The organism is Paenibacillus sp. CF095, assembly GCF_900101225.1.
Classification (GTDB): domain Bacteria; phylum Bacillota; class Bacilli; order Paenibacillales; family Paenibacillaceae; genus Paenibacillus.
Map to the genome: position 1 here is coordinate 41635 of NZ_FMZN01000009.1, position 20707 is coordinate 62341.

17 protein-coding genes and 1 riboswitch are annotated in these 20707 nt (G+C 46.4%); of the genes, 11 read left to right on the forward strand and 6 right to left on the reverse strand.

The features are described from left to right. Positions 1–112 precede the first annotated feature (112 nt). Positions 113–724 carry a superoxide dismutase gene (locus BLS69_RS30175; RefSeq protein ID WP_091038997.1) on the reverse strand — a complete coding sequence of 204 codons (612 nt, stop codon included), beginning with the start codon at positions 722–724 and terminating at the stop codon, positions 113–115. A 419-nt stretch (positions 725–1143) separates the two neighbouring features. Here BLS69_RS30175 and BLS69_RS30180 point away from each other — a divergent pair, with 419 nt between their 5' ends. The 9 genes from BLS69_RS30180 (at position 1144) to BLS69_RS30220 (ending at position 12049) form a co-directional block, all read left to right on the forward strand. After that, positions 1144–1569, forward strand: a complete 426-nt coding sequence (locus BLS69_RS30180; protein ID WP_017690782.1) for a GNAT family N-acetyltransferase — start codon at positions 1144–1146, stop codon at positions 1567–1569. A 346-nt stretch (positions 1570–1915) separates the two neighbouring features. Then, the gene (gene lepB / locus BLS69_RS30185; protein ID WP_074096722.1) at positions 1916–2500 is read left to right on the forward strand and encodes a signal peptidase I; all 585 of its coding nucleotides are present in this window, start codon (positions 1916–1918) and stop codon (positions 2498–2500) included. Positions 2501–2671: 171 nt separating this feature from the next. Next, entirely contained in the window at positions 2672–4552 is a 1881-nt protein-coding gene (queG, locus tag BLS69_RS30190) for a tRNA epoxyqueuosine(34) reductase QueG (RefSeq protein WP_091038999.1), read from the forward strand. 20 nt (positions 4553–4572) lie between these two features. After that, positions 4573–5604: an HD-GYP domain-containing protein gene (locus BLS69_RS30195; protein ID WP_091039000.1), complete on the forward strand. Its 1032-nt coding sequence runs from the start codon at positions 4573–4575 to the stop codon at positions 5602–5604. Positions 5605–5769: 165 nt separating this feature from the next. Continuing rightward, positions 5770–6033 carry a YneF family protein gene (locus BLS69_RS30200; protein WP_017690778.1) on the forward strand — a complete coding sequence of 88 codons (264 nt, stop codon included), beginning with the start codon at positions 5770–5772 and terminating at the stop codon, positions 6031–6033. Positions 6034–6266: 233 nt separating this feature from the next. Continuing rightward, positions 6267–6860 carry a GTP cyclohydrolase I FolE gene (gene folE / locus BLS69_RS30205; RefSeq protein ID WP_036668229.1) on the forward strand — a complete coding sequence of 198 codons (594 nt, stop codon included), beginning with the start codon at positions 6267–6269 and terminating at the stop codon, positions 6858–6860. 189 nt (positions 6861–7049) lie between these two features. Next, positions 7050–7904, forward strand: coding sequence for a lipoate--protein ligase family protein (locus tag BLS69_RS30210; protein ID WP_091039002.1), 855 nt, complete (start codon positions 7050–7052; stop codon positions 7902–7904). A 71-nt stretch (positions 7905–7975) separates the two neighbouring features. Continuing rightward, positions 7976–8200 (forward strand): hypothetical protein, encoded by a 225-nt coding sequence (locus BLS69_RS30215; RefSeq protein WP_091039003.1) that lies wholly within the window; start codon positions 7976–7978, stop codon positions 8198–8200. 195 nt (positions 8201–8395) lie between these two features. Then, a complete protein-coding gene (locus BLS69_RS30220) occupies positions 8396–12049 on the forward strand; it encodes an S-layer homology domain-containing protein (protein WP_091039005.1) in 3654 nt (1217 codons plus the stop codon). A gap of 99 nt (positions 12050–12148) precedes the next feature. Here the strand turns inward: BLS69_RS30220 and BLS69_RS30225 are convergent, their stop codons facing one another. After that, complete coding sequence (locus BLS69_RS30225) at positions 12149–13429, reverse strand: Fe-Mn family superoxide dismutase (RefSeq protein ID WP_091039006.1); 1281 nt, start codon at positions 13427–13429, stop codon at positions 12149–12151. 153 nt (positions 13430–13582) lie between these two features. After that, entirely contained in the window at positions 13583–14608 is a 1026-nt protein-coding gene (locus tag BLS69_RS30230; protein WP_091039008.1) for an alpha/beta hydrolase, read from the reverse strand. 359 nt (positions 14609–14967) lie between these two features. Between BLS69_RS30230 and BLS69_RS30235 the strand changes: the two genes are divergently transcribed. After that, the gene (locus BLS69_RS30235; RefSeq protein WP_017690772.1) at positions 14968–15711 is read left to right on the forward strand and encodes an IclR family transcriptional regulator; all 744 of its coding nucleotides are present in this window, start codon (positions 14968–14970) and stop codon (positions 15709–15711) included. Between the two features lie 150 nt (positions 15712–15861). After that, positions 15862–15975: riboswitch (TPP riboswitch) on the forward strand. Positions 15976–16395: 420 nt separating this feature from the next. Then, a complete protein-coding gene (thiC, locus tag BLS69_RS30240) occupies positions 16396–18180 on the forward strand; it encodes a phosphomethylpyrimidine synthase ThiC (protein WP_143023647.1) in 1785 nt (594 codons plus the stop codon). Positions 18181–18551: 371 nt separating this feature from the next. Here the strand turns inward: thiC and BLS69_RS30245 are convergent, their stop codons facing one another. The 3 genes from BLS69_RS30245 to BLS69_RS32375 form a co-directional block, all read right to left on the reverse strand. Continuing rightward, the gene (locus BLS69_RS30245) at positions 18552–19328 is read right to left on the reverse strand and encodes a hypothetical protein (protein ID WP_143023645.1); all 777 of its coding nucleotides are present in this window, start codon (positions 19326–19328) and stop codon (positions 18552–18554) included. A gap of 237 nt (positions 19329–19565) precedes the next feature. After that, positions 19566–20252 carry a hypothetical protein gene (locus BLS69_RS30250; RefSeq protein ID WP_091039013.1) on the reverse strand — a complete coding sequence of 229 codons (687 nt, stop codon included), beginning with the start codon at positions 20250–20252 and terminating at the stop codon, positions 19566–19568. A gap of 177 nt (positions 20253–20429) precedes the next feature. Further along, the gene (locus BLS69_RS32375) at positions 20430–20597 is read right to left on the reverse strand and encodes a hypothetical protein (protein ID WP_165980452.1); all 168 of its coding nucleotides are present in this window, start codon (positions 20595–20597) and stop codon (positions 20430–20432) included. Positions 20598–20707: the final 110 nt, after the last annotated feature.

The following is a 20707-nucleotide window of genomic DNA, read 5'->3' on the forward strand; positions in this document are numbered from 1 at the left end:
AAACAAAACACCCATTAACTATAACTATAGCGATAGCAAAAAGAGAGCCTGATCACGGTCACAACGACCGAATCAGGCTCTCTTTTATGTTAACTGTTGCATGATAACAGTCTTATTTTGCAGAAGCGTAACGTTTGTTCACTTCATCCCAGTTGATTACATTCCAGAAAGCGGCGATGTAGTCAGGACGTTTGTTTTGGTAGTTCAGGTAGTAAGCGTGCTCCCATACATCCAGACCCAGAACCGGAGTCAGACCTTCGAAGAGAGGGCTGTCTTGGTTAGGTGTGCTAGTGATGGACAACTTGCCATCTTTGCCAACTACTAGCCAAGCCCAGCCGGAACCGAAACGAGTTGTAGCTGCTTTAGCGAAATCTTCTTTGAATTTATCAAAACCACCCAGTTCGCTATCGATAGCTGCTGCGATATCACCTGTAGGAGCGCCGCCGCCGTTAGGTCCAATGATTTCCCAGAACAAGCTGTGGTTAGCATGTCCACCACCATTGTTGCGAACCGCTGTGCGGATGCCTTCAGGTACGCTGTCAAGGTTAGCAATCAGATCTTCCAAGCTTTTTTCTTGCAGTTCAGGAGCGCTTTCCAGAGCTGCGTTCAAGTTAGTTACATAAGTATTGTGATGGCGATCGTGGTGGATTTCCATCGTTTTTGCATCGATATGTGGTTCCAGTGCGCCGTTAGCGTAAGGAAGTGCTGGTAATTGAAAAGTCATAATGAAATACCTCCTGAGATTTTAGTTTTTTTGAGAACAGGTACATATGTAATAATACCCTTGCCACTAATATTAAACCGCATTCGAGCTAATTAAGCAACATTTTTGTTTATTAAGTCCCCCGAAGCGTTGATCTAATGATGGGCCAGAGATAACAAACATATTTTACCCATTATGCAACTATTTATGTGTTTTCAGGCGTTTAAATGGATGAAAAGTTTAATATTCGTATGTAAACGGTTACAATTAAGCGCTTTCAAAAGAAAATGCGTGTTTTATGGAGAAAAGTATGGTTTAATTGACGAAGAAGCGGTATTTTCTCGTTTTTTGTCATTATATGAACATTGGGTTTTTGGTAAAAAGGGATTCCCTTTTTGTAAAAAACCTCATCTAAGCTAACGAAAAGGGAGATTTAAGACATGCACGTTCGTTCCTTTCAGTTGAGTGATGCAAGCCAGATGACGGAGCTTCTCCAGGTTGCACTATCGGAAGAGTGTTATGAGAACACGATGGGCCCGTTTGCCCGTCAATTGTCATGGGATTCTGACCTGATCATGGTTGCGGAAGAAGAGGGAGACCTCGTAGGCGCTTTGATCGGTACGATTGATCACAACCAGGGTTGTATCTACCGTATTGCGGTACATCCAGACTATCGTCGCCGTGGAGTCGGCAAAACACTTGTCGAGGCTATGGAACAGCGGTTCCAGCAGCGTAAAGTCAGCCAGGTATGGGTGGCGGGTGATGAGCACAACAAAGTAGCCATGCCTCTATATGAAGCAATGGGTTACGGTGCCAATCAGATTATGAGCGCTTTCCAGACTCTTAGTATTTTGTCCAAAGCTTAGTTTGCATGTTTAAAAAGAAATAAAAAAAGATTTTCATTTCATATTAGGCATATCTCTTTAACGTGTAAGAACGTGAGGGATGTGCCTTTCTATTTATATGAGTGTTCTTCACGTCATATTCCTCTGGTTCCCTCATTTTATGAACATGCTTCGGAGTCTCCGAATTCTATTTAAATTAACGCGACTATCCCGGCTGTATTCACGATAACGAAGGTATTGGTGCTCATAACCAATTGTTTCACTCTCCCAAATGAAGTAGACTGAAAGGGAGTATGGTCACCATGTTACAAGTTTAATTCAACTATTTAATAAATGAGGTGTCCCTTTGAATTCCAATAATCATTCAATGGAACATGTGACTTCCGAGCAACGTAATGAACCGTCAAAGCCTGAACAACCGGGGAAATCCTGGGTGGTCGAGCTGTGGGACTGGGTCAAAACGATTGTTGTTGCTTTTGTAATCATGATGCTGCTGAACCTGTTTGTGTTTAATCTGTCAATGGTCAAGGGACAGTCCATGCAGCCGACACTGGTTGAGCGAGATCGCCTTTTCGTCAACAAAATCGTATACCATCTGGGTACTCCTTCCCGATCAGATGTGATTGTACTTCGTGATCCAAGTGAAGGTGTAGAGAAGAAGGATTTTCTGGTGAAACGGATCGTTGGACTTCCGGGAGATACAATTGAGGTCAGGGATCACCATCTATATGTGAACGGCGAGCAACAAGCGGAAACGTACACTGATATTGAAGTGCAGGACCCTGATTTTGGCCCAATCACATTGGAGCCGGATCATTTCTTCGTGATGGGGGATAATCGTCATGAAGGAAAAAGTAAGGATAGCCGAGTGTTTGGCAGTATTACATCCGACCAGATTGTAGGCAAGGCTGAATTTATTTTCTGGCCGTTTTCTGAATTGAAGAAATTGTAAAATGCTGACAGGACAACAACTTCAGACTGCATTTTGCGTTAAACCATATAGACTCGTTCCGTTTGAAATCAAGTATGCAAGGCATATATAGAAATTAACGCCTGTCCTCTTACCGTGAGGCGGGCGTTCACTATTTACGGAATAAGTGTCGGAAGAAGAGAGGGAAGAGAAATGACGAGCGTACAGACCGGGGCAGCACAGGATGCCTCCGTATGGGAGAAGTTAAAACAGGAGATCAAGGCAGCTGGCCCCGGACTGGGCATTGATGATATCGGATTTGCTTCGGCTGATCCCTTTGTTTCCCTGAAGTCGCTGCTGGAGCAGTCGCGGGATAAGGGGTATGCTTCAGGATTTGAAGAGCCGGATATTGAAAAAAGGGTGCACCCCGCCTTAAAAGATGGCGAGCCCGCTTCACTGATCGCAATAGCCGTGGCATACCCATCCAAAATGGTGAATCCGCCGAAATCGGAGCCTGGTGCGTATCGAGGCATTTTTGCCCGTTCGGCTTGGGGCCAGGATTATCATCAGGTCCTGCGTGCAGCGATGGACAAGCTGGTAAACTTTATACGTGAACGTGTACCTGAGGCCATGATCGAAAGTATGGTAGACACCGGAGCATTGGTGGATCGTGCGGTGTCCCAGCGTGCGGGGATTGGTTTTAGCGCCAAAAACTGTGCGATTATATCACCCAAATTCGGTTCATGGATTTTTCTCGGAGAACTGGTAACGAATATTCCTTTTCAACCAGACACACCTGTGACCGAAGACTGCGGTGAATGTACAAAATGTATTGATGCCTGTCCTACAGGAGCATTGGTGGGCCCGGGGCAGTTGAATTCACAGCGTTGTATTTCTTTTGTAACCCAGACAAAAGGGTTCGTGGATGAAGAATTTATGCTGAAAATAGGCAACCGTCTGTACGGTTGTGACACGTGTCAGATTGTCTGTCCGAAGAATCGGGGCAAGAATTGGGATCATCATCCCGAGTTTCACCCCGATCCGGAGATTGTGAAGCCACTCCTGCTGCCGCTGCTGGACATCGGTAACCGGGAATTCAAGGAACGTTTCGGTCAGAGTTCCGCCGCTTGGCGGGGCAAGAAGCCGATTCAACGCAACGCCGTTATTGCCCTGGGCAATTTTAAAGACAAAAGTGCTGTACCCAAACTTACAGAAGTACTAAAACGTGATCCGCGCCCCGAGTTGCGGGGAACCGCAGCTTGGGCGTTAAGCAGAATTGGAGGAGAAGACGCCATGAGAGCAATTGGGGAAGCTGCCGCTAACGAACAAGATGGGAACGTACTAAGCATGCTGCAGAAGGCCGAGGAGCGACTGAGTTCGTCCGAGACCTTACCCAAACAGCCACAGGCTGGGCAAGTGAGTGAGAAGCAGCAAGAGGAACGGAACAACGAGAACAATGCCTTGCGTGCGTTACAACAGGATTTGAAAATGGAAGCTGGGATTGAACCGGGTAGTGAGCAGTCTGCACAGCCTGCCAAACCGGAAGCCGCAGCGTGGAAACCTTCAGCCGTTACGGGTCTTCATGGCAAGCCCGTATACTACGATGAGATACTGACACCGATTGGTACTCTTACGTTATGCGCGACGGATGAAGGACTGTGTCACATTGATTTTGGCGCCTTTCACGTGCGCGAGGCTCATCTGCAACAATGGGCCCGCACCTGGATTGGCGAGTATCGATATGAGAAGAATGAAGAGAAGCTTAGCGAAGCTGCTAAGCAGTTAAAGCAGTATTTTGCAGGGGAGAGAAAAACGTTCGACTTGCAGCTTGATCGGCTTGGAACACCATTCCAGCTACAAGTATGGCAAGTTCTGTCCGATATATCTTATGGAGAGGCCTCATCACACCAACAGGTTGCGGAAATCATCGGCAGACCCAAGGCTGTTCGTGCAGTTCTGGACGCCATTAGCAAAAATCCGATTCCGATTATTATTCCCTGTCACCGTATCAGCGGTAGAGACGGTACCCTGGTGGGTTATGTAGGCGGTCTGCAAACCAAGGAGCAATTGCTCGCATTGGAGCAGCGATCGTAACGTAAGAGCGGGGGACGTTCATGAAATATGTAAACGTGGAGAGCGTGGAAGCGGGGGAGCTTCTGGGCAAGACGGTATATTCCAGTAACGGTACGGTACTGCTGTCTGCCGGAGTCCAGCTCACCGTATACATGGTCAATACGTTGAAGCGTATTGGCGTGACCATGTTATACATCCAGGATGAAGCGTATAAAGATGTGGAACCAGAGGACATTCTGGATGAAACCACGAAACGGGCAATAATTAACGAAATGAGTGTCACACTCGAATCCATTCGCTCGGGGAAAGACTGGAGTCCGAGAAAGGTTGCCCTCAGTATAGAGAAGTTGCTGAATGATGTACTGAACGGGCGTGAACTGTTAGTGCAGCTCACCGATATTCGTACCAAAGACAATGCACAATATGTTCATGCGATGAATGTATGTTTGTTGTCTTCGGTCATCGGACTGAATATGGGACTCAATTATAATCAACTGAAGGACCTTGCTGTGGGGGCATTATTGCATGATATAGGCAAAGTGGGGGAACCTCCGGGCAGTGGCTCTGCTGCGAATTCTTCGCTGCACCATACATGGCGTGGATTCGAAGTGATTAAGAACAAACGGGAGTTCAGTCTGTTGGTTGCCCATACAGCCCTGCAACATCATGAGCATGTAGATGGTACAGGCATGCCGAGAGGGATCAAGGGGAGTGACATTCATCTGTTTGCGAGAATCGTTAGTGTGGCTAATATCTATGATAATCTCATTAATGGTTTATCCAAGGACAGTTTGATGCCACATGAGGCCTGTGAAGAGATGATGGCGTTGTCTGGTACAAAGCTGGATCGGGACATTCTGATTGAGTTCAACAAGAGTGTATCCGTGTATCCCAATGGTACAGCGGTACGACTGTCCACCAAAGAGACTGGAGTCATTGTGCGTCAACATCGGGGATTGCCCGGCAGACCTGTAATCAGGGTGGCGCGCGGAAGTACGCGTTATTCTCTGGATGTGGTTGAAATCGATCTGGCTCAGCATACAACCGTTTTCATTGAAGCTGTCATGACGTAGCTTGTGTGCGGTTCAACTGGAAAATCCGTTTGCTCAAGGCGTGCGGAAATGCTATGATACTTTCAGGAAATCCGGTCTGTGTCAGGTTTGCAACATGTGTGTTGAACATCATGAAGTGACACGGATTATCAGGCTTTTTAGAATGCATACAGAGGTGTCTAAGAGATGGATATTGTTATACCGATTATCACATTGATTGTTGGTCTGGTCGGGGGATTTTTCATCGGGGTGTTCTACTTGCGTAAACAACTTGAGAAAATGCAAAGCAATCCGGACATGCTTCAGAAAATGGCGAAGCAAATGGGCTACAACCTGAATGGCAAGCAAATGCAGCGTGCCCAGCAGATGATGAAGAATCAGCAGCCAGGAGCGAAAATGCCTCAGCCGCAACAGCATCCTGCGCGTAAAAGTTCGGGCCGCCGAAAATAATAGCAGGGAATAACTGCTTAAAGTACGTGTTCAAAAAGTTGGGTTTTCAGTACCGAGAAGATGGGATGAAGCTAGAAATGGAGTAGCGGAGCGTAGTAAACTACGTGAGCAACGGACATTTCGGCTGAATTTCATATTCGACGTTGATGATGCCGTTAGGCATCCATCGTAATCAAAAGCGTACTTTTTGAACAACCTCTTAAAGTATGTGGTTCGAAAGGAGGCGTTCGGCAGTGGCTGGCGTTAAAGATTATTTGAATTCAAAAGTATCCGACAATCGGGAGAAGATCGAGTATCATGTAGAGCAGATCCTGAAATTGATCGGAGAAGATAGTACACGTGAAGGGCTGCTTGAAACGCCTGCACGTGTGACCCGAATGTATGAAGAAATCTTTGGTGGATATGAAGTAGACCCGCGCGATGTGCTCGGTGTCACGTTTGACGAGAATCACGAAGAACTGGTTATCGTCAAGGATATTGTCTACTACAGTCAATGTGAGCACCACATGGCGCCGTTTTTCGGCAAGGTGCACATTGGGTATGTACCAAGCGGCAAGATCGTTGGTCTGAGCAAAATGGCTCGTCTGGTCGAAGCGGTAACACGTCGCCTGCAAGTTCAGGAACGGATTACTTCACAGATCGCTGACATTCTGACAGAGGCCGTTGAGCCTCATGGAGTTATGGTCGTTGTGGAAGGCGAGCACTTGTGCATGTGTTCCCGCGGCGTGAAGAAACCGGGAAGCAAGACGGTGACGTCTGCGGTACGTGGTTCTTTCCGTGAGAATCCGGCACAACGTGCAGAATTCTTGTCTTTGGTGAAAGATTAAGATCAGGTATGTCCACTCGCTGGACAAGCCGGATGAGTAAGTTTCTTTGGTTTTGGAAGTAGCAGTTTCTAAGCCATAGGATGCGATATAAATAAGCCGTGTTCCTTGGGAACCGGCTTATTTATATATGCGTTGTCATTCCTATATACTGGATACATATGAATTCGTTAAGCCGGAGGTAATGGAACGATGAGTGTACCTTCCCATTCAGATCAACCGGTTCAGCCGGAAAAGGGACTACAGGCAGATAAACAGGCTACATTGCGTCTACAAATCTGGGAGACACCACTCATGCGACAAGGTAGTAGTGTACTCGAAGCTTTTGCTTGGGAAGAAGTCATGTGCAGGCGGGTTGGGGCAGGGCATCTGCCTGTTGCACATATATGGAGACACCCAGATGCCTTTGTAGCGGGTTTGCGTGACCGCAGGTTGCCACAGGCTGTAGAAGCGATGGAACGGATAAGAAGCCAAGGGACAGCGGTCTGTGTTCGGCCTTCCGGTGGAGCGGCAGTGCCCTTGAATCCAGGGGTAGTTAATGTGTCACTGATTCTGCCTAATCCCGGACATGCCATCAATATTCATGATGATTTCCGGGAGATGGCTTCGATTATTGCCGAGTCGCTAACGCCGTGGTCGAATCAGGCGCAAACTGGTGAGGTTCAGGGTGCTTTTTGCCCGGGGGATTATGATGTCAGTGTAGGTGGGCTGAAATTCTGTGGTATTGCCCAGCGCAGGCAGGCAAAGGCGTATATTATTACTGCTTTTATCATCGTGGAAGGTCAGGGAGATCAACTGGCAGCGGACGTGCGTCAATTTTATCAGCATGCAGCAGGTGGGGCGAGTGAAGGATATCCTGATGTTCAGCCCGGCACGATGGCAAGTCTGAAGGAGTTGGCAGGTGTCCCTTCTGCGGCAGCATATACCGCCTCTTTGGTTCGAACTCTGCGTGATCGCTATCCGCAGGCGGAAGCCAGTAAGGTGCTTAGCGTTGGCTCTGAAGAAGTACGTCTTACAGCTGAGCAGATGAAGCTGCGCTATGATTGAGTTCTTGATAATCGGACTTGGAATTGGGTAATAGAGATGATATGATGTGATTTCGGAAGGAGAGTGTTAGGATGGAAACGTTGAGATATACGTACTTATATGAGGTTGTATCTACAGGCGAAAAGTCTGAGTTCAGCCAAATGGCAACAAGCAAGGAAGAGGCTGCTGCACTGATCGTTGCTCGTATTGCAGATCTGGAGTTTACAGATGAGGCAGATATCAAGCTGGGCGACCTGATCGCAATTAGCAAACAGGTTGGCGACAACTATGTAGCGTGCGAGGGTTGTGCTTCTTAAGTGAGCATTTTGAAATAGGAAGTCTCTCAAAATATAAGCAAGTCTCTTTTTAAAAGAGGCTTGCTTTTTTTATGATTTTTTTTTGGAATGCAAAAAATAGCCTTTTTCATGTGAATTGTCGATTGATGTTCAGAATCGGTTCAGAGCTATTCGTTATAATCTTCCCACAAAAGATAGAGAAGGGAAGATTCACACATGGAGAAGAAGAGTCAATTTAAACGCTCTAGTATACTAAGACGCTCAGGGGTAAGTATTTTAACGTTCCTCATGATTTTGGGCATGCTGCCAGTCTTATTTGAACAGGGCATAGCAAAGGCAGACAGTTGTTATGAGGCAACAGAAACAGATTCGAATGGAGTGGAATGGAATCTCATTGGTACGCTAACAGAACTGACATGCGTACAATATGATTTAAACGGCAATTACAAGCTGAAGACTGACATAACTGAAGAAGTAATGAGTGCATATTTGAATGGGGGATCTTGGTTACCTATTACTGAAAAAATAGAAGAAGAACCCCAACCGTTTACGGGAAGGTTTGATGGAGAGGGACATTCGATCTCTGGTTTGAAATCGACAGACGAAAATCAGGACTATGTTGGATTGTTCTATGGATTAAGAGATGCAGAGGTAAAAAATCTCATATTAAAAGATGTTTCGTTCGTGGGAAATGCTCGCGTAGGCGGCCTTGCAGGAGATATTGCAAATTCAATCATTGAAGGCGTCCATTTAAGTGGAGATATTAAAGGGAATATAAGAGTGGGAGGGATTACAGGATTATCAGACGATAGCACGTATTTAGATAACAGCACTAATGTCACAGTAGTCGCCTCAGGTGAGGAAGGCGATTCTCTTGGTGGACTAATTGGCGAAAGTAATAGAGACACTATCCTTAGAAATGCTACTGAAGGCGAGGTAAATGGTTATGAGGTTATAGGTGGACTAATTGGAGAGTCGAATGGCACATCAATTCATCAGAGTTATGGATCGGGGCGAGTGACTGGAAACTACCAGGTAGGTGGTCTTATTGGTCAACTTAATTTTGAGCAAGATCAAGCAATTACGGATAACTACGTAGTTGGTTATGTTAATTCTGTTGCATCAGGGGAAAACGAATATGCTGCTGAAGCTATTGGAGGTCTGATTGGTGAAGTTAAAAAAGTTCGCAGATCAGATGATGAAGCACAAATAAATATCAGAAATAATTATGTTGCTGCTTCTTTTGCCATTGGAGATCCTGATGATACATCATTGATGATTGATGAGCAAACGATAGGGTCAGTCGTAGGTTCTCTGGTTGATCCAGAAGCCCAAGTGAATTTTTCTAATATTTATTATGATTTGATCAAAAGTTCCCTCCATCAGCAGGGACAGGCTAACAACGGAAATGGAATTCCTACCGAACAGATGAAACAACAGTCCAGCTACAATGCGTGGGATTTTGTTGAAGTATGGACGTTCCGGCAAGGAATCAATGATGGATATCCGGTACTACGTTCCTCCAAAATGGGGAATACACCGAATCCACCACATCCTGATCCTACAATCAACTTTGCAGAAGGTTATCCAAAGCACGGATTAGTTACTCAAACAACATCTAAAATTACAGTGAAACTGAATAAGGCAGGCCGATTTTACTTTGATAATGATGAATGGGACATGTTTGCCGATCAACAGACAAAAGAGACTACCAAATTAAACGCTGTTAACAAACAATCCTATATTGACTTGGATGCGAATGAAGAAATGTCTTTCCTGTCAAAAGGACTAATTGGCAACATCTATTACCGATTATACATGGCGGTTGAAGATACGAATGGACAACTTGTAGACATGGGATCATGGATATATGCAACTCTAAATAATTTAACTCCTCTTCCAGAAGAGGTATCGGCCACAGCAGGTGATGGTCAAGCTACCATTCATTGGACTGGTGATCCTGAGCTTAATTATTATGTGTATATGTATAAGGGGACGGAAGCGCCCGAAGATCCGGATCTGTGGATCAATGTAACCGAATTGCTCACAAATGAACAAGCAATCACTGGTTTAACAAACGGGGAATCCTATGTATTTGCGGTCAGATCTTATGCTTCCGAAAGTATGAATTCGAATTATGTTCCATCAAACGTTGTGATTCCGCAAGGGGAGAATTCAGGTGGAGGCGGTACGGATCCCGATCCTGATTTCCCTGTACCACAGCATGTAGTGGCAACCAAAAGCGGGAAACAGGTTACTTTGTCATGGGATAATCTCTCTAACGGTATAGCCTCGGTATACATGTACGAAGGGACATCACCTCCTGATGACTCTTCCCAATGGATTCTAGTTTCTTCGTCCGTTCTGGCTGATCACTGGGAGATTAGGGATCTCAGAGAAGGTGGAAAGTATATATTTGCTGTTAAAGCACATTATCAAGGTGGCTTATCAGAATATGGAGTTTCCAATGTTGTTACGATTGAAGCAGATACATCGAACCCGGAAACACCGGGTAACGGAGGTGGGGGTATTGTTACTCCTGCACCATCAACACCTTCGCCTTCTGCACCTGCAGTAACTTCTCCTGCGCCGCAGAAAGAAGTTATTAAGGTGGACGTGGAGAATGGAGATCAAGCTTCTACTATAGCTTCATTGGAGATCAGTCGTACTCGGGGAACGGATGGTACAGTCAGAGATGAGCTTCAGCTCAATCAGAGTAAAGCACAATTAATCATCGATCAGTTGAAGCAGACGGGTTCCAGCACAGCAGTTATTCTTATTCCGGATGCAAAGGACGAAGTATCGCAATGGGACCTGACTCTTTCTTCAGGATCGTCTGCGCTGTTGGCTGAGCAAGGTGTGAACCTGATTATTTCTAATCCTAACGTACGTATCACGATTCCAGCCAGCTCTCTAAAAGATCGTACAGATGATATCTACTTCCGCCTCGTACCCGTCAAAAAAGAGGCTGAACGTGCAGATATTCAAACGAGAGCACAGTCTAATGAGTCGATTATACAATTTGCAGGTACACAGGATATCCAGATTCTCGGCCGTCCAATGACCATCCAAACCAATTTGCAGAGTCGTCCAGTAACGCTCGTATTACCCATTGGAGCTAATCAACTCGTAGGTGTGAAGTCAGAAGAACTCGGTGTGTACATTGAACACAGTAACGGAACTAAAGAACTTGTTCATGGCAAGCTGGTTAACCTAGACAGTAATAATCAACAAGGAGTCGAGATCGAAGTAGACCAGTTCAGTACATTCTCCATTGTCAAAGTTAAGGACTGGACACACAACACTTTGAATGCACGGCCTTATATTCAAGGGTACGTTGATGGCAGTTTCAGACCGGAACGCTCCGTATCCCGTGCGGAGATGGCTACGTTGATCACTCGTGTTCTGGGCGGCACGTCAACAACGGAAGGAAATCACACATTTAAAGACGTGAAATCTACTCACTGGGCACAATCGGCAATTGCGGCCGCTGCTCAATCCGGTTATGTTAAAGGCTATACAAACGGCAGCTTTAAGCCAGATCAAGCAATGACTCGAGGCGAATTGGCCAGCGTATTACAGCACTTACTGAGTGCTGAGCAAGCAGCCGATGCAACGAATACATTTAATGATCTGAACAATCATTGGGCGCAGCAAGCGATAGCTCAATTGAATGCGGTAGGAGTGGTTACAGGGTATGCGGATGGTACCTTCCGTCCAGGTCAGCTTGTAACTCGCGCTGAAGCCGTCACGATGCTCAATAAATTGATCGGTCTTGAATCTACAACAAATGTAGCAAGACAGTGGTCGGATGTGCCTGATACACATTGGGCTTATAAAGCGATTGAAGCGGCATCGATCAGTCAATAATACGGATATTGTTAATATCAAAGTTACATCAAAAAGAGATATCTTTCAGTCATTCGGCTGGAGGTATCTCTTTTTTCTCTCATCCATCTAAGCTCAAGCTTAATAAGGCGGCCACAACAACTTGCGTGCTGTTTCGTACCGTTCAGCTACAGCCGGCCAGTAGACGACATTCCACCAATCCTCGATATACTTTTTACGTTCGTTTTGATGTTTCAGATAGTAGGCGTGTTCCCACACATCCAGTGGCAGGAGCGGTACGATATCGGACTGGGACAGGTTCTGGTGTTTTTCCGCCTGCAAAATCTCCAAACGGTGTGCTCTCGGGCTCCAGACAAGCATCGCCCAACCACTGCCTTCCACTTTGTTCGCAGCTTCTGTGAATTGATTTTTAAACGCCTCATAACTTCCGAAATCCCGTTTGATCTGTTCTGCGAGCATACCGGAAGGTTTACCGCCTCCAGCAGGATTCATAATGGTCCAGAAGATCGTATGCAGGTAGTGGCCTGCCCCGTTAAAGGCGAGTTCGCGTTCCCAATGTTTGATGAGTTCAAAGTTGTTCTTTTTTCGCGATTCCGCCAGCTTTTTCTCTGCTACATTTAGTCCGTCCACATAAGATTGATGGTGTTTGTCATGATGGATACGCATCGTCAGCTCATCAATATGTGGCTCCAGCGCATTGTACGCATAGGGGAGAGGCGGCAGTGTGTGTCCTCCGATGGGAACCGGCTTTTCTTTTACAGGAGGTGCTGTAGAGCTGGGTGTGGCTTGTGTTGTTCCGGTAGAAGGCGGTTGAACGGTTGCAGATTGGATCTGAGCTGAAGCGGCAGGTGCATTTACATTTCCCTCTGGAGAAGTTGGAGCTTCTGAAGCTTGGCGTTGGATGTTTCCTGACCCTGACGTATGCAGCGCATTTTCCAGAAAAAGTGACGGCTCCGAATCCGTTTCACGCAAGATACCAGGTTGGCTAAGCGTATCCAATACGCCCAGAAAATACTCCGATTCGCGGATAAAATGTAGAATAAGTACTTTGGCAAGCGGAACAGCTTGCACAGCAGCACTTTGTTCCAGAAGAACATACAGCTGTTTGATGAACTCTCTCGATTGCTGCCGAGCTGCCAACACAAGTTGATCGATACAACGAACGATGTAGGGAGCAGGCGGATGGGTTGCGGGCAATAGTTGTTTTAAAAGCTGATTGGCTACTCGCTCGCTGTTTGCAAAGGTAACCTCCCATTCCTCCAGTAGCTTGACGTATGGGGGCTCCAGATCAGGAACCAGGGCACGAATGACGAGTGTATGTTCTTTCTCCTGCTCTTTCCAGAAACGGATTTCCTCCAATGTCCGCAGAGGCAGCAGGTGACCATATCCATACCAATTCATCTATATTGAACCTCCTTCAGAATTCATTACATGCAGACTGTCTATTTATGCGTCCCAAGAGTATATTCCGCGAGCCTGTTGTCCTATGAGTGCAAAAAAAAGAGCCCCTGAGGGGCTCAAAAATCAACGGAAAATTCGATGATTGAAATTTAATTATTCTCCATTATTCGTGTTCTGCACATCGTCACTGCTTGTCTTCGTTACATGACTCAGGAACGTTGAGACACGGCGCAGATATTCCTTTGGATGCTCCCGGAAGATCAACTCATGGTGCGCATCCTGGACAATCCATACATCCGAGTACGGATTGGTCTGGTTGGCGGCGAGCTGCTCTGCAATCGGGTAAGGCGCTTTCTCGTCTTCCGTACCATGGATAAAGAAAATCGGGAACGGATAATCTTCCTTTTTCACTTCCTGATACGGGATCTGTTGCAATCCGGTACCATTCAGAACAGGGAACAACAGATTCATGATCTCGAGTGTGGGCTGACGCGGGAGATCGATCTGGTTATGAATGTTGTGGTACAGTGTATCCGGCTCAAGCAGGAACGTACTGTCCAGAATCATCGCATCCACTTCCTGTGTAATCAGTCCAGTTTGAAGCGCCGTACCGGCACCCATGGAGAAACCCCAGACAACCAGTTCCTGTGCACCGCGCTGCTTGGCAAACTGGATGGCACCCAGCAATTGCTGTGACTCAGCTTTGCCACCTGTGGCTACAGCTTTGTTCACCTGTGAGGCGAAGCCATAATCGAACATGACCACGTTGAACCCAAGTTGATGGGCATAGTGTGCCAGGTCATACATAGGTACCCATGTTTCTTCACGATTGGCACCATAGCCGTGACTGAAAATAATCGTTTTGCTTGCAGCATTATCAGCAGGTATATACCATCCCTGCATCGTGCGGCTGCCATCTGCTGCCGGGAACGTGATGTCTTCATACTTCATGTTCTTGGCTTGCATCGGATTGGAGAAGACAGGCGCTACCGTTGGATTGGATAATACCCATGCGATATAACCATGCAGTGCGATAAAACAAAACAGTAGAAAAAATACAACGGAGAGCAGCAACGCTACGATAATATGTTTGAACCGAATCAGCCTCGGTGATAGGGAAGAGGGCAGATCGGACACTTTTGTATGCAGCGGGGCTTCGCTCTGGGATGTTGGATACATGAATGCCCCTCCTTTGAAGTTCAGTTGAAGATAACAACGACATGAAAAGAGAATTGCGTCGATTTCAGAGCCTGCTTCAGAGCGATATCTTAATGTAATATATCTTTATCGTATGTTCCAGTATAGTCAAAGTCAATTGATTGAGGGCATTTGTTACGCAATTGTTATATAGTTCTTAAGATATATGGGTAACATTACCTTAGTGTGTAAATTACAGGGGATTAAGTCTTATAAAAAGGAAAAATTTACAGGTTGGCCTATTTTGATTTTGGCTCTTTTTGGTTTACAGATGAGACCGTTTCTCATATAATTTATGTAACCAAGTTTCATGTGATGAAACATGAGGAGGGCATTATGCCATGGAAGATCGCAAGTTAACCGTCCGGGCTGTGGAACGGGCGCTGGATATATTATTATGTTTTACCACACGCAGTGATCTGGGACTCACCGAAATTGCCAGCCAGATCGGCTTGCACAAAAGTACAGTGCACCGTTTGATGGCTACGCTGGAGGATCGAGGGTTCGTGATCCGTGATGCAGCAACAGAGAAGTACCGACTTGGCATCCGAATCTGGGAACTGTCGGCTCATATGTCCCGCAGTGATGATCCCGCTATTCTGCTGCTGCCTGCGATGGAGCGACTGAGAGATCGATTGGGGGAGACCGTGAGTCTGTACCTGCGTGATGGGAGTGAACGGATACGGATTCAGGCTGTGCAAAGTGATCAGGCGATTCGCCGAGTCGCCCCCGTTGGTGTTAGACTCCCGCTGTCTGTGGGCGCTTCCAGCAAAGTTTTGATGGCGTTTGCCACGGACGAGGATCGTGAAGAACTGATGAACGGCCCGGAATGGCCGGTGTTTATTGATCCCGCGGTGTATTTGGCGCAAATGGGAGATATCCGGGATAACGGATATGCGACGAGTTATGAGGAACGTGAGCCGGGAGCTGCCGCGGTATCTGTACCGATTATGGATCGCAGAGGCAATATTGCAGCTGCGCTCTCGGTCTCAGGGCCTGTCAGTCGACTCTCGCAGGAGACATTGCATGAATACGCACCTGTATTGAAGGATGCTGCTACGCAGATGGGGCTCATGTTATCCTGATGTTTATGTAAGTTTTTTTCTCCAATGGAGTTTGATCATTTGGAATATAAAGGTTGTTTTTATGTTCCGGTTGCGCTACTCTGTAATGGACGGCCCTACGGGGCCAGCTTCATTGAATATGAACGGCGGCTTATGTAAGCCGCAACTTACTAACGTTACTGGGGGAGTCCGAATTGTCCGGACTGAGACGGAATCGCTTGAGATTCCGGACCCTTTGCACCTGATCTGGATCATACCAGCGTAGGGAAGTAATCGGCGATATGACCTCAACCACCTCATGATGTGACCCTTGTAGTCTCCGTTAAGGAGCTGATTGAAGGTGCATTATTGGTGATGGACATAAAAGTCGGTTCCTTCGGGGACCGGCTTTTTTATATACAGTGAACGGGCGATATAGCGCGTACTCCATTGACTTCTTTTTTCAATAACCTGCGAAAGTGGGCTTGTATGATGAGAGAGAAGTCACCATAGATTCATGATCTGTGGCAGCCTCCGTCTGTTGTTAACTGTACATGAAAAGTGTCTCCCCTGGTCTGGCGTAGGATCGCTCTTTCTTCTCTGCATTGCGCATGATTTGGGACAGGTACGTAAGTAAGCTAATGACGATACCAACCAAACAAGCGACGAACACTGAGGAGGAGACAAGCGAACATGAGTACAGGAAATCAAACGGGACAACAAGCGATGGAGCAGGAACATAACGGTCAGCAGGTGGAAAAAGAAACAGGAGCGGCCGGACGGATTCAGCCCTTTCCGGGCAGCCGCAAAGTCTACATTCAGGGCTCACGGCCCGACATTGCTGTACCTGAGCGTGAGATAGCCCTTCATGACACGAATACTCCCCAAGGGGTGGAGCATAACGAACCGCTACGTGTCTACGATACGAGCGGGCCGATGACCGATCCCGGATTTCATGCCGATATCCGTGCAGGTCTACCAGCCCTGCGTACCCGCTGGATCACAGAGCGTGGCGATGTTGAAGCTTATCAGGGTCGTACGGTTAAACCGGAGGATAACGGACTAAAGCCCGGAGGGAAGAGAGCTGGAGCCGAAGAGTACCCTGGATTGCGTGGCAAACCGCTGCGAGCACAGACAGGACGCTGTGTGACTCAGATGCATTATGCGAGGCAGGGAGTCATTACGGCAGAGATGGAGTTTGCCGCCATTCGTGAGGGCGTAGAACCGGAATTTGTAAGGCAGGAGCTGGCGAGTGGACGTGCGATTCTGCCATCCAACATCAATCACCCGGAGAGTGAACCGATGTTAATCGGTCGTCATTTTCACGTGAAGATCAATGCCAACATAGGTAACTCTGCCGTATCTTCCTCCATCGAGGAAGAGGTGGAGAAGATGACCTGGGCGGTACGTTGGGGATCGGATACGGTGATGGATCTGTCCACAGGCAAAAACATTCATACCACCCGGGAATGGATCATCCGTAATTCACCTGTGCCGATTGGTACGGTGCCGCTGTATCAAGCGCTGGAGAAGGTGAATGGCGAAGCGGAAGCGCTGACCTGGGAGTTGTACCGTGATACGCTCATTGAGCAGGCAGAGCAGGGAGTGGACTACTTTACGATCCACGCAGGTGTACTGCTGCGTTATATTCCCATGACCGCCAAGCGGATGACAGGCATTGTGTCTCGCGGTGGGTCCATTATGGCAGCATGGTGCCTTGCGCATCATCAGGAGAATTTTTTGTACACCCATTTTGAAGAAATCTGCGAGATTATGAAAAGGTATGATGTGGCGTTTTCGTTGGGAGATGGACTTCGTCCAGGCAGTATCTACGATGCCAATGACGAAGCTCAGATGGCGGAACTGGCTACGCTCGGGGAACTGACGCAGATCGCATGGAAGCATGATGTGCAGGTGATGATCGAAGGGCCGGGTCACGTGCCGATGCATAAGATCAAAGAGAATGTGGACTTGCAGATGGAGATATGTAAAGAGGCACCGTTCTATACGCTGGGGCCGCTGACGACCGACATTGCTCCGGGATACGACCACATCACATCCGCCATTGGTGCGGCCATGATTGGCTGGTTCGGCACGTCCATGCTCTGTTATGTTACACCAAAAGAACATTTGGGCCTGCCCAACAAGGATGATGTGCGGGAAGGGGTCATCGCCTACAAGATTGCAGCCCACGCCGCCGATCTGGCAAAAGGCCATCCACGTGCTCAACGCCGGGATGATGCATTGTCCAAGGCGCGCTTCGAATTCCGCTGGCGTGACCAGTTTAACCTGTCACTGGACCCTGAACGTGCGCTGTCCTACCATGATGAGACGCTGCCAGCAGAAGGGGCCAAAGAAGCTCATTTCTGCTCCATGTGCGGACCGAAGTTCTGTAGCATGCGCATCACGCAGGACATTCGTGCCTTTGCCGCGGATAAAGGATTGTCCGAGAATGAGGCTGTAGCAGCGGGCATGCAGGAAAAGGCCGAGGAATATCGGACACGTTCCTAAGGGAGTCAGGTGATAAAGGTTTTTTGTAGCTTTAAATTATAAATACGGATTAATGTTTGGACAAGGCTAAACCCGCTTCACCGTAAATTTTGGATTCAATCCAACTTACGCCAAATCTGAAATAGGATGCCTGCGATGACAAATAGCACGCCATCAGATAGTTTAAGATTACTAGCATGTAGAAGTGCGGAAGAACCCATACCGACTAGGAATAAGATAAGAATATATAAAAATCGCATTAATTTATTCACCTCTCCTGTTGAGTGAAATGTGTAAAAGAGAACGATTTTTATATCGTTCTCTTTTGTGAGTTTTACTTTATATACTTTATTCTACCTTATACTACATAAATATATTTAACAAAGACTTTATTAATAATTAAAATTTTTAAGTGTACCTCTGGAATCATTATCAGCCGAGCCTGAGAAGCCAACCTCTAGAGCTCCAAAACTCAATCCTACACTGCCCGTACCTTTAATGTGGTAGTAATTGGATTGTATTTGAGATAGACCACTTTGATTTCCTTGCTTTTTATGTTCTATTGTAAAGACGGCAGAGGCAACCTGTTCTGTTATAATAATGCCCCCTTTGAGATCAGCATTGAATCCAACACCATTCTCACCAGTATATGAGAAATTACGTCCACTTCCTAAAGTTGTAAAAGTAGAGTTTCCGCTATACTTAACTTTATCTTCATAATACGCAGAACCTGGAACTGCTCTCCAAATTTCTTTATCAAAAGAAGCGCCATAAGCATCAGATAAGCGCCAAAAAGGCATTGATTTCCACTTTCCTGTTAATGCAACCATAAACCGCTCACGATTATTAACATTATCAGTTCGAACTATGGTTATATAATAGTCAAATTGATCATCCTTGATATTTCCGAGTGGTCCAACCTCTCCGTTGAATTCAGGTGCTGGGGCTTTTTCATGAGCCACTACTTCAATTGATCCATCTTCTTTCGAAAGACTTTTCTTAAACTCAGGGCTCCAGGATTCTATTACTTCATAAGGAATACCCTGCTTTAATAAAGTTATATCCAATTTCACAGTTCTATTCTCTGCAGAAGCGAAAGCACTGGTAGGAACAAGCAATAGGCATAGACAGCAAACCAACAGTAACTTCGATAAACGCAATAATTTCAATGTAAAACCTCACCCTCTGAGTAATTTGTTAAATTATAACAATATAAATTTACCATAAAACCCCTAGGTTTGTACACCTAAATTATGTATATTTAATTATTATTTTAAAAAATTAGGATTAATATGTATTTATGTAAATAATAAATTAAACATACATATATTTATTCTACTAACTCTTAACTAGATCACAGGAGTATACAACAAAATTTTGTGTGAATTAGTTATTTGATACCACTACTATCGAGCCACGCCCAAATTATTCTCCAAATACGCCGCAAGCAATGCCAGCGGGCTATGGATCGGAATACTTCGATCTACTGTAACCTGTGCAGCAGCGGGAGCCATAGATAGTTGGGCTGCCACTACCGTTTTACCCGGATACTGCTCAGCAATCTGCTGTAATCCTTCACGTACCGCTTCGAGATACCCTTGCTGATCTCCACGCATAATCAACTCAAATGTCCCCGGGATGCACACCGCTTCCGTCTGAGATGTCTTGGCAACGTGTAGTTGCCCATTTTCATCCTCTTGCTGTAATGCCTGATTCACCCGTGCCATCGTTCCTTCAATGGTTGCCGGGTTGGTGAATGCTATTATGTAATCTCCCGGTATTCGCCGCATCTCCTGCAATAACGGATCATCTATGCCGATCACCGGCACAGGGACCTGTGTGGCTTCCTGCTCCAGTACTGTCGCAAACAGGGTACACGTGACCAGAATGGCATCGGCATGACACTCAGCGATCCATTGGAGCGTCTGGGCTACCTTCTCGCGAATGACGACATCGGAAAAGTCAGCGTCATGTTTAAGACGATCCAGACCTGGATCGACGTAATGGACCAATTCAACTTCATAAGGAGCAAGCGTCTCTTCAATTAAGGCGATGTTGGAATAATGAGCGTGAAAACAACCAATGGTGATCATGTGCTAAGTCCCCTTTTACAGTTCGTATATGTCATGGATCTCTTAGATATTTAAATCATTATAGGAAACATGCCTGAGAACTGTACAGTCATTTAAGGCTCAACGCCAATAACCGCCCTTCCACCAAGCTGCGGAAAGACGGTTCATAACCGGACAGGCAATCGTCCGGCTTTCATTTTATCTAAGGGAAGGAGAAGCAGTTTTCTTCGCCATTTTTTGCTGTAAAATTTCATGAAAGGATAGACCTTGAGTGTTCTCATTCTCCTTTTTAGGAGCAGTGGTCGCCGTGTTGCGCGGATATTGGTGATGGTACGGGATCATTTGCTGAATAGGCATGCGGATCATCTTGGTTCCTCCTTTGATGCGTTTTTTTGTGAATTATGTATTTCGACTGGTTACCATGCCAGGTGCGCATATAGGTACATGTGACTTGTTAGACGAAATAGATGACTTTA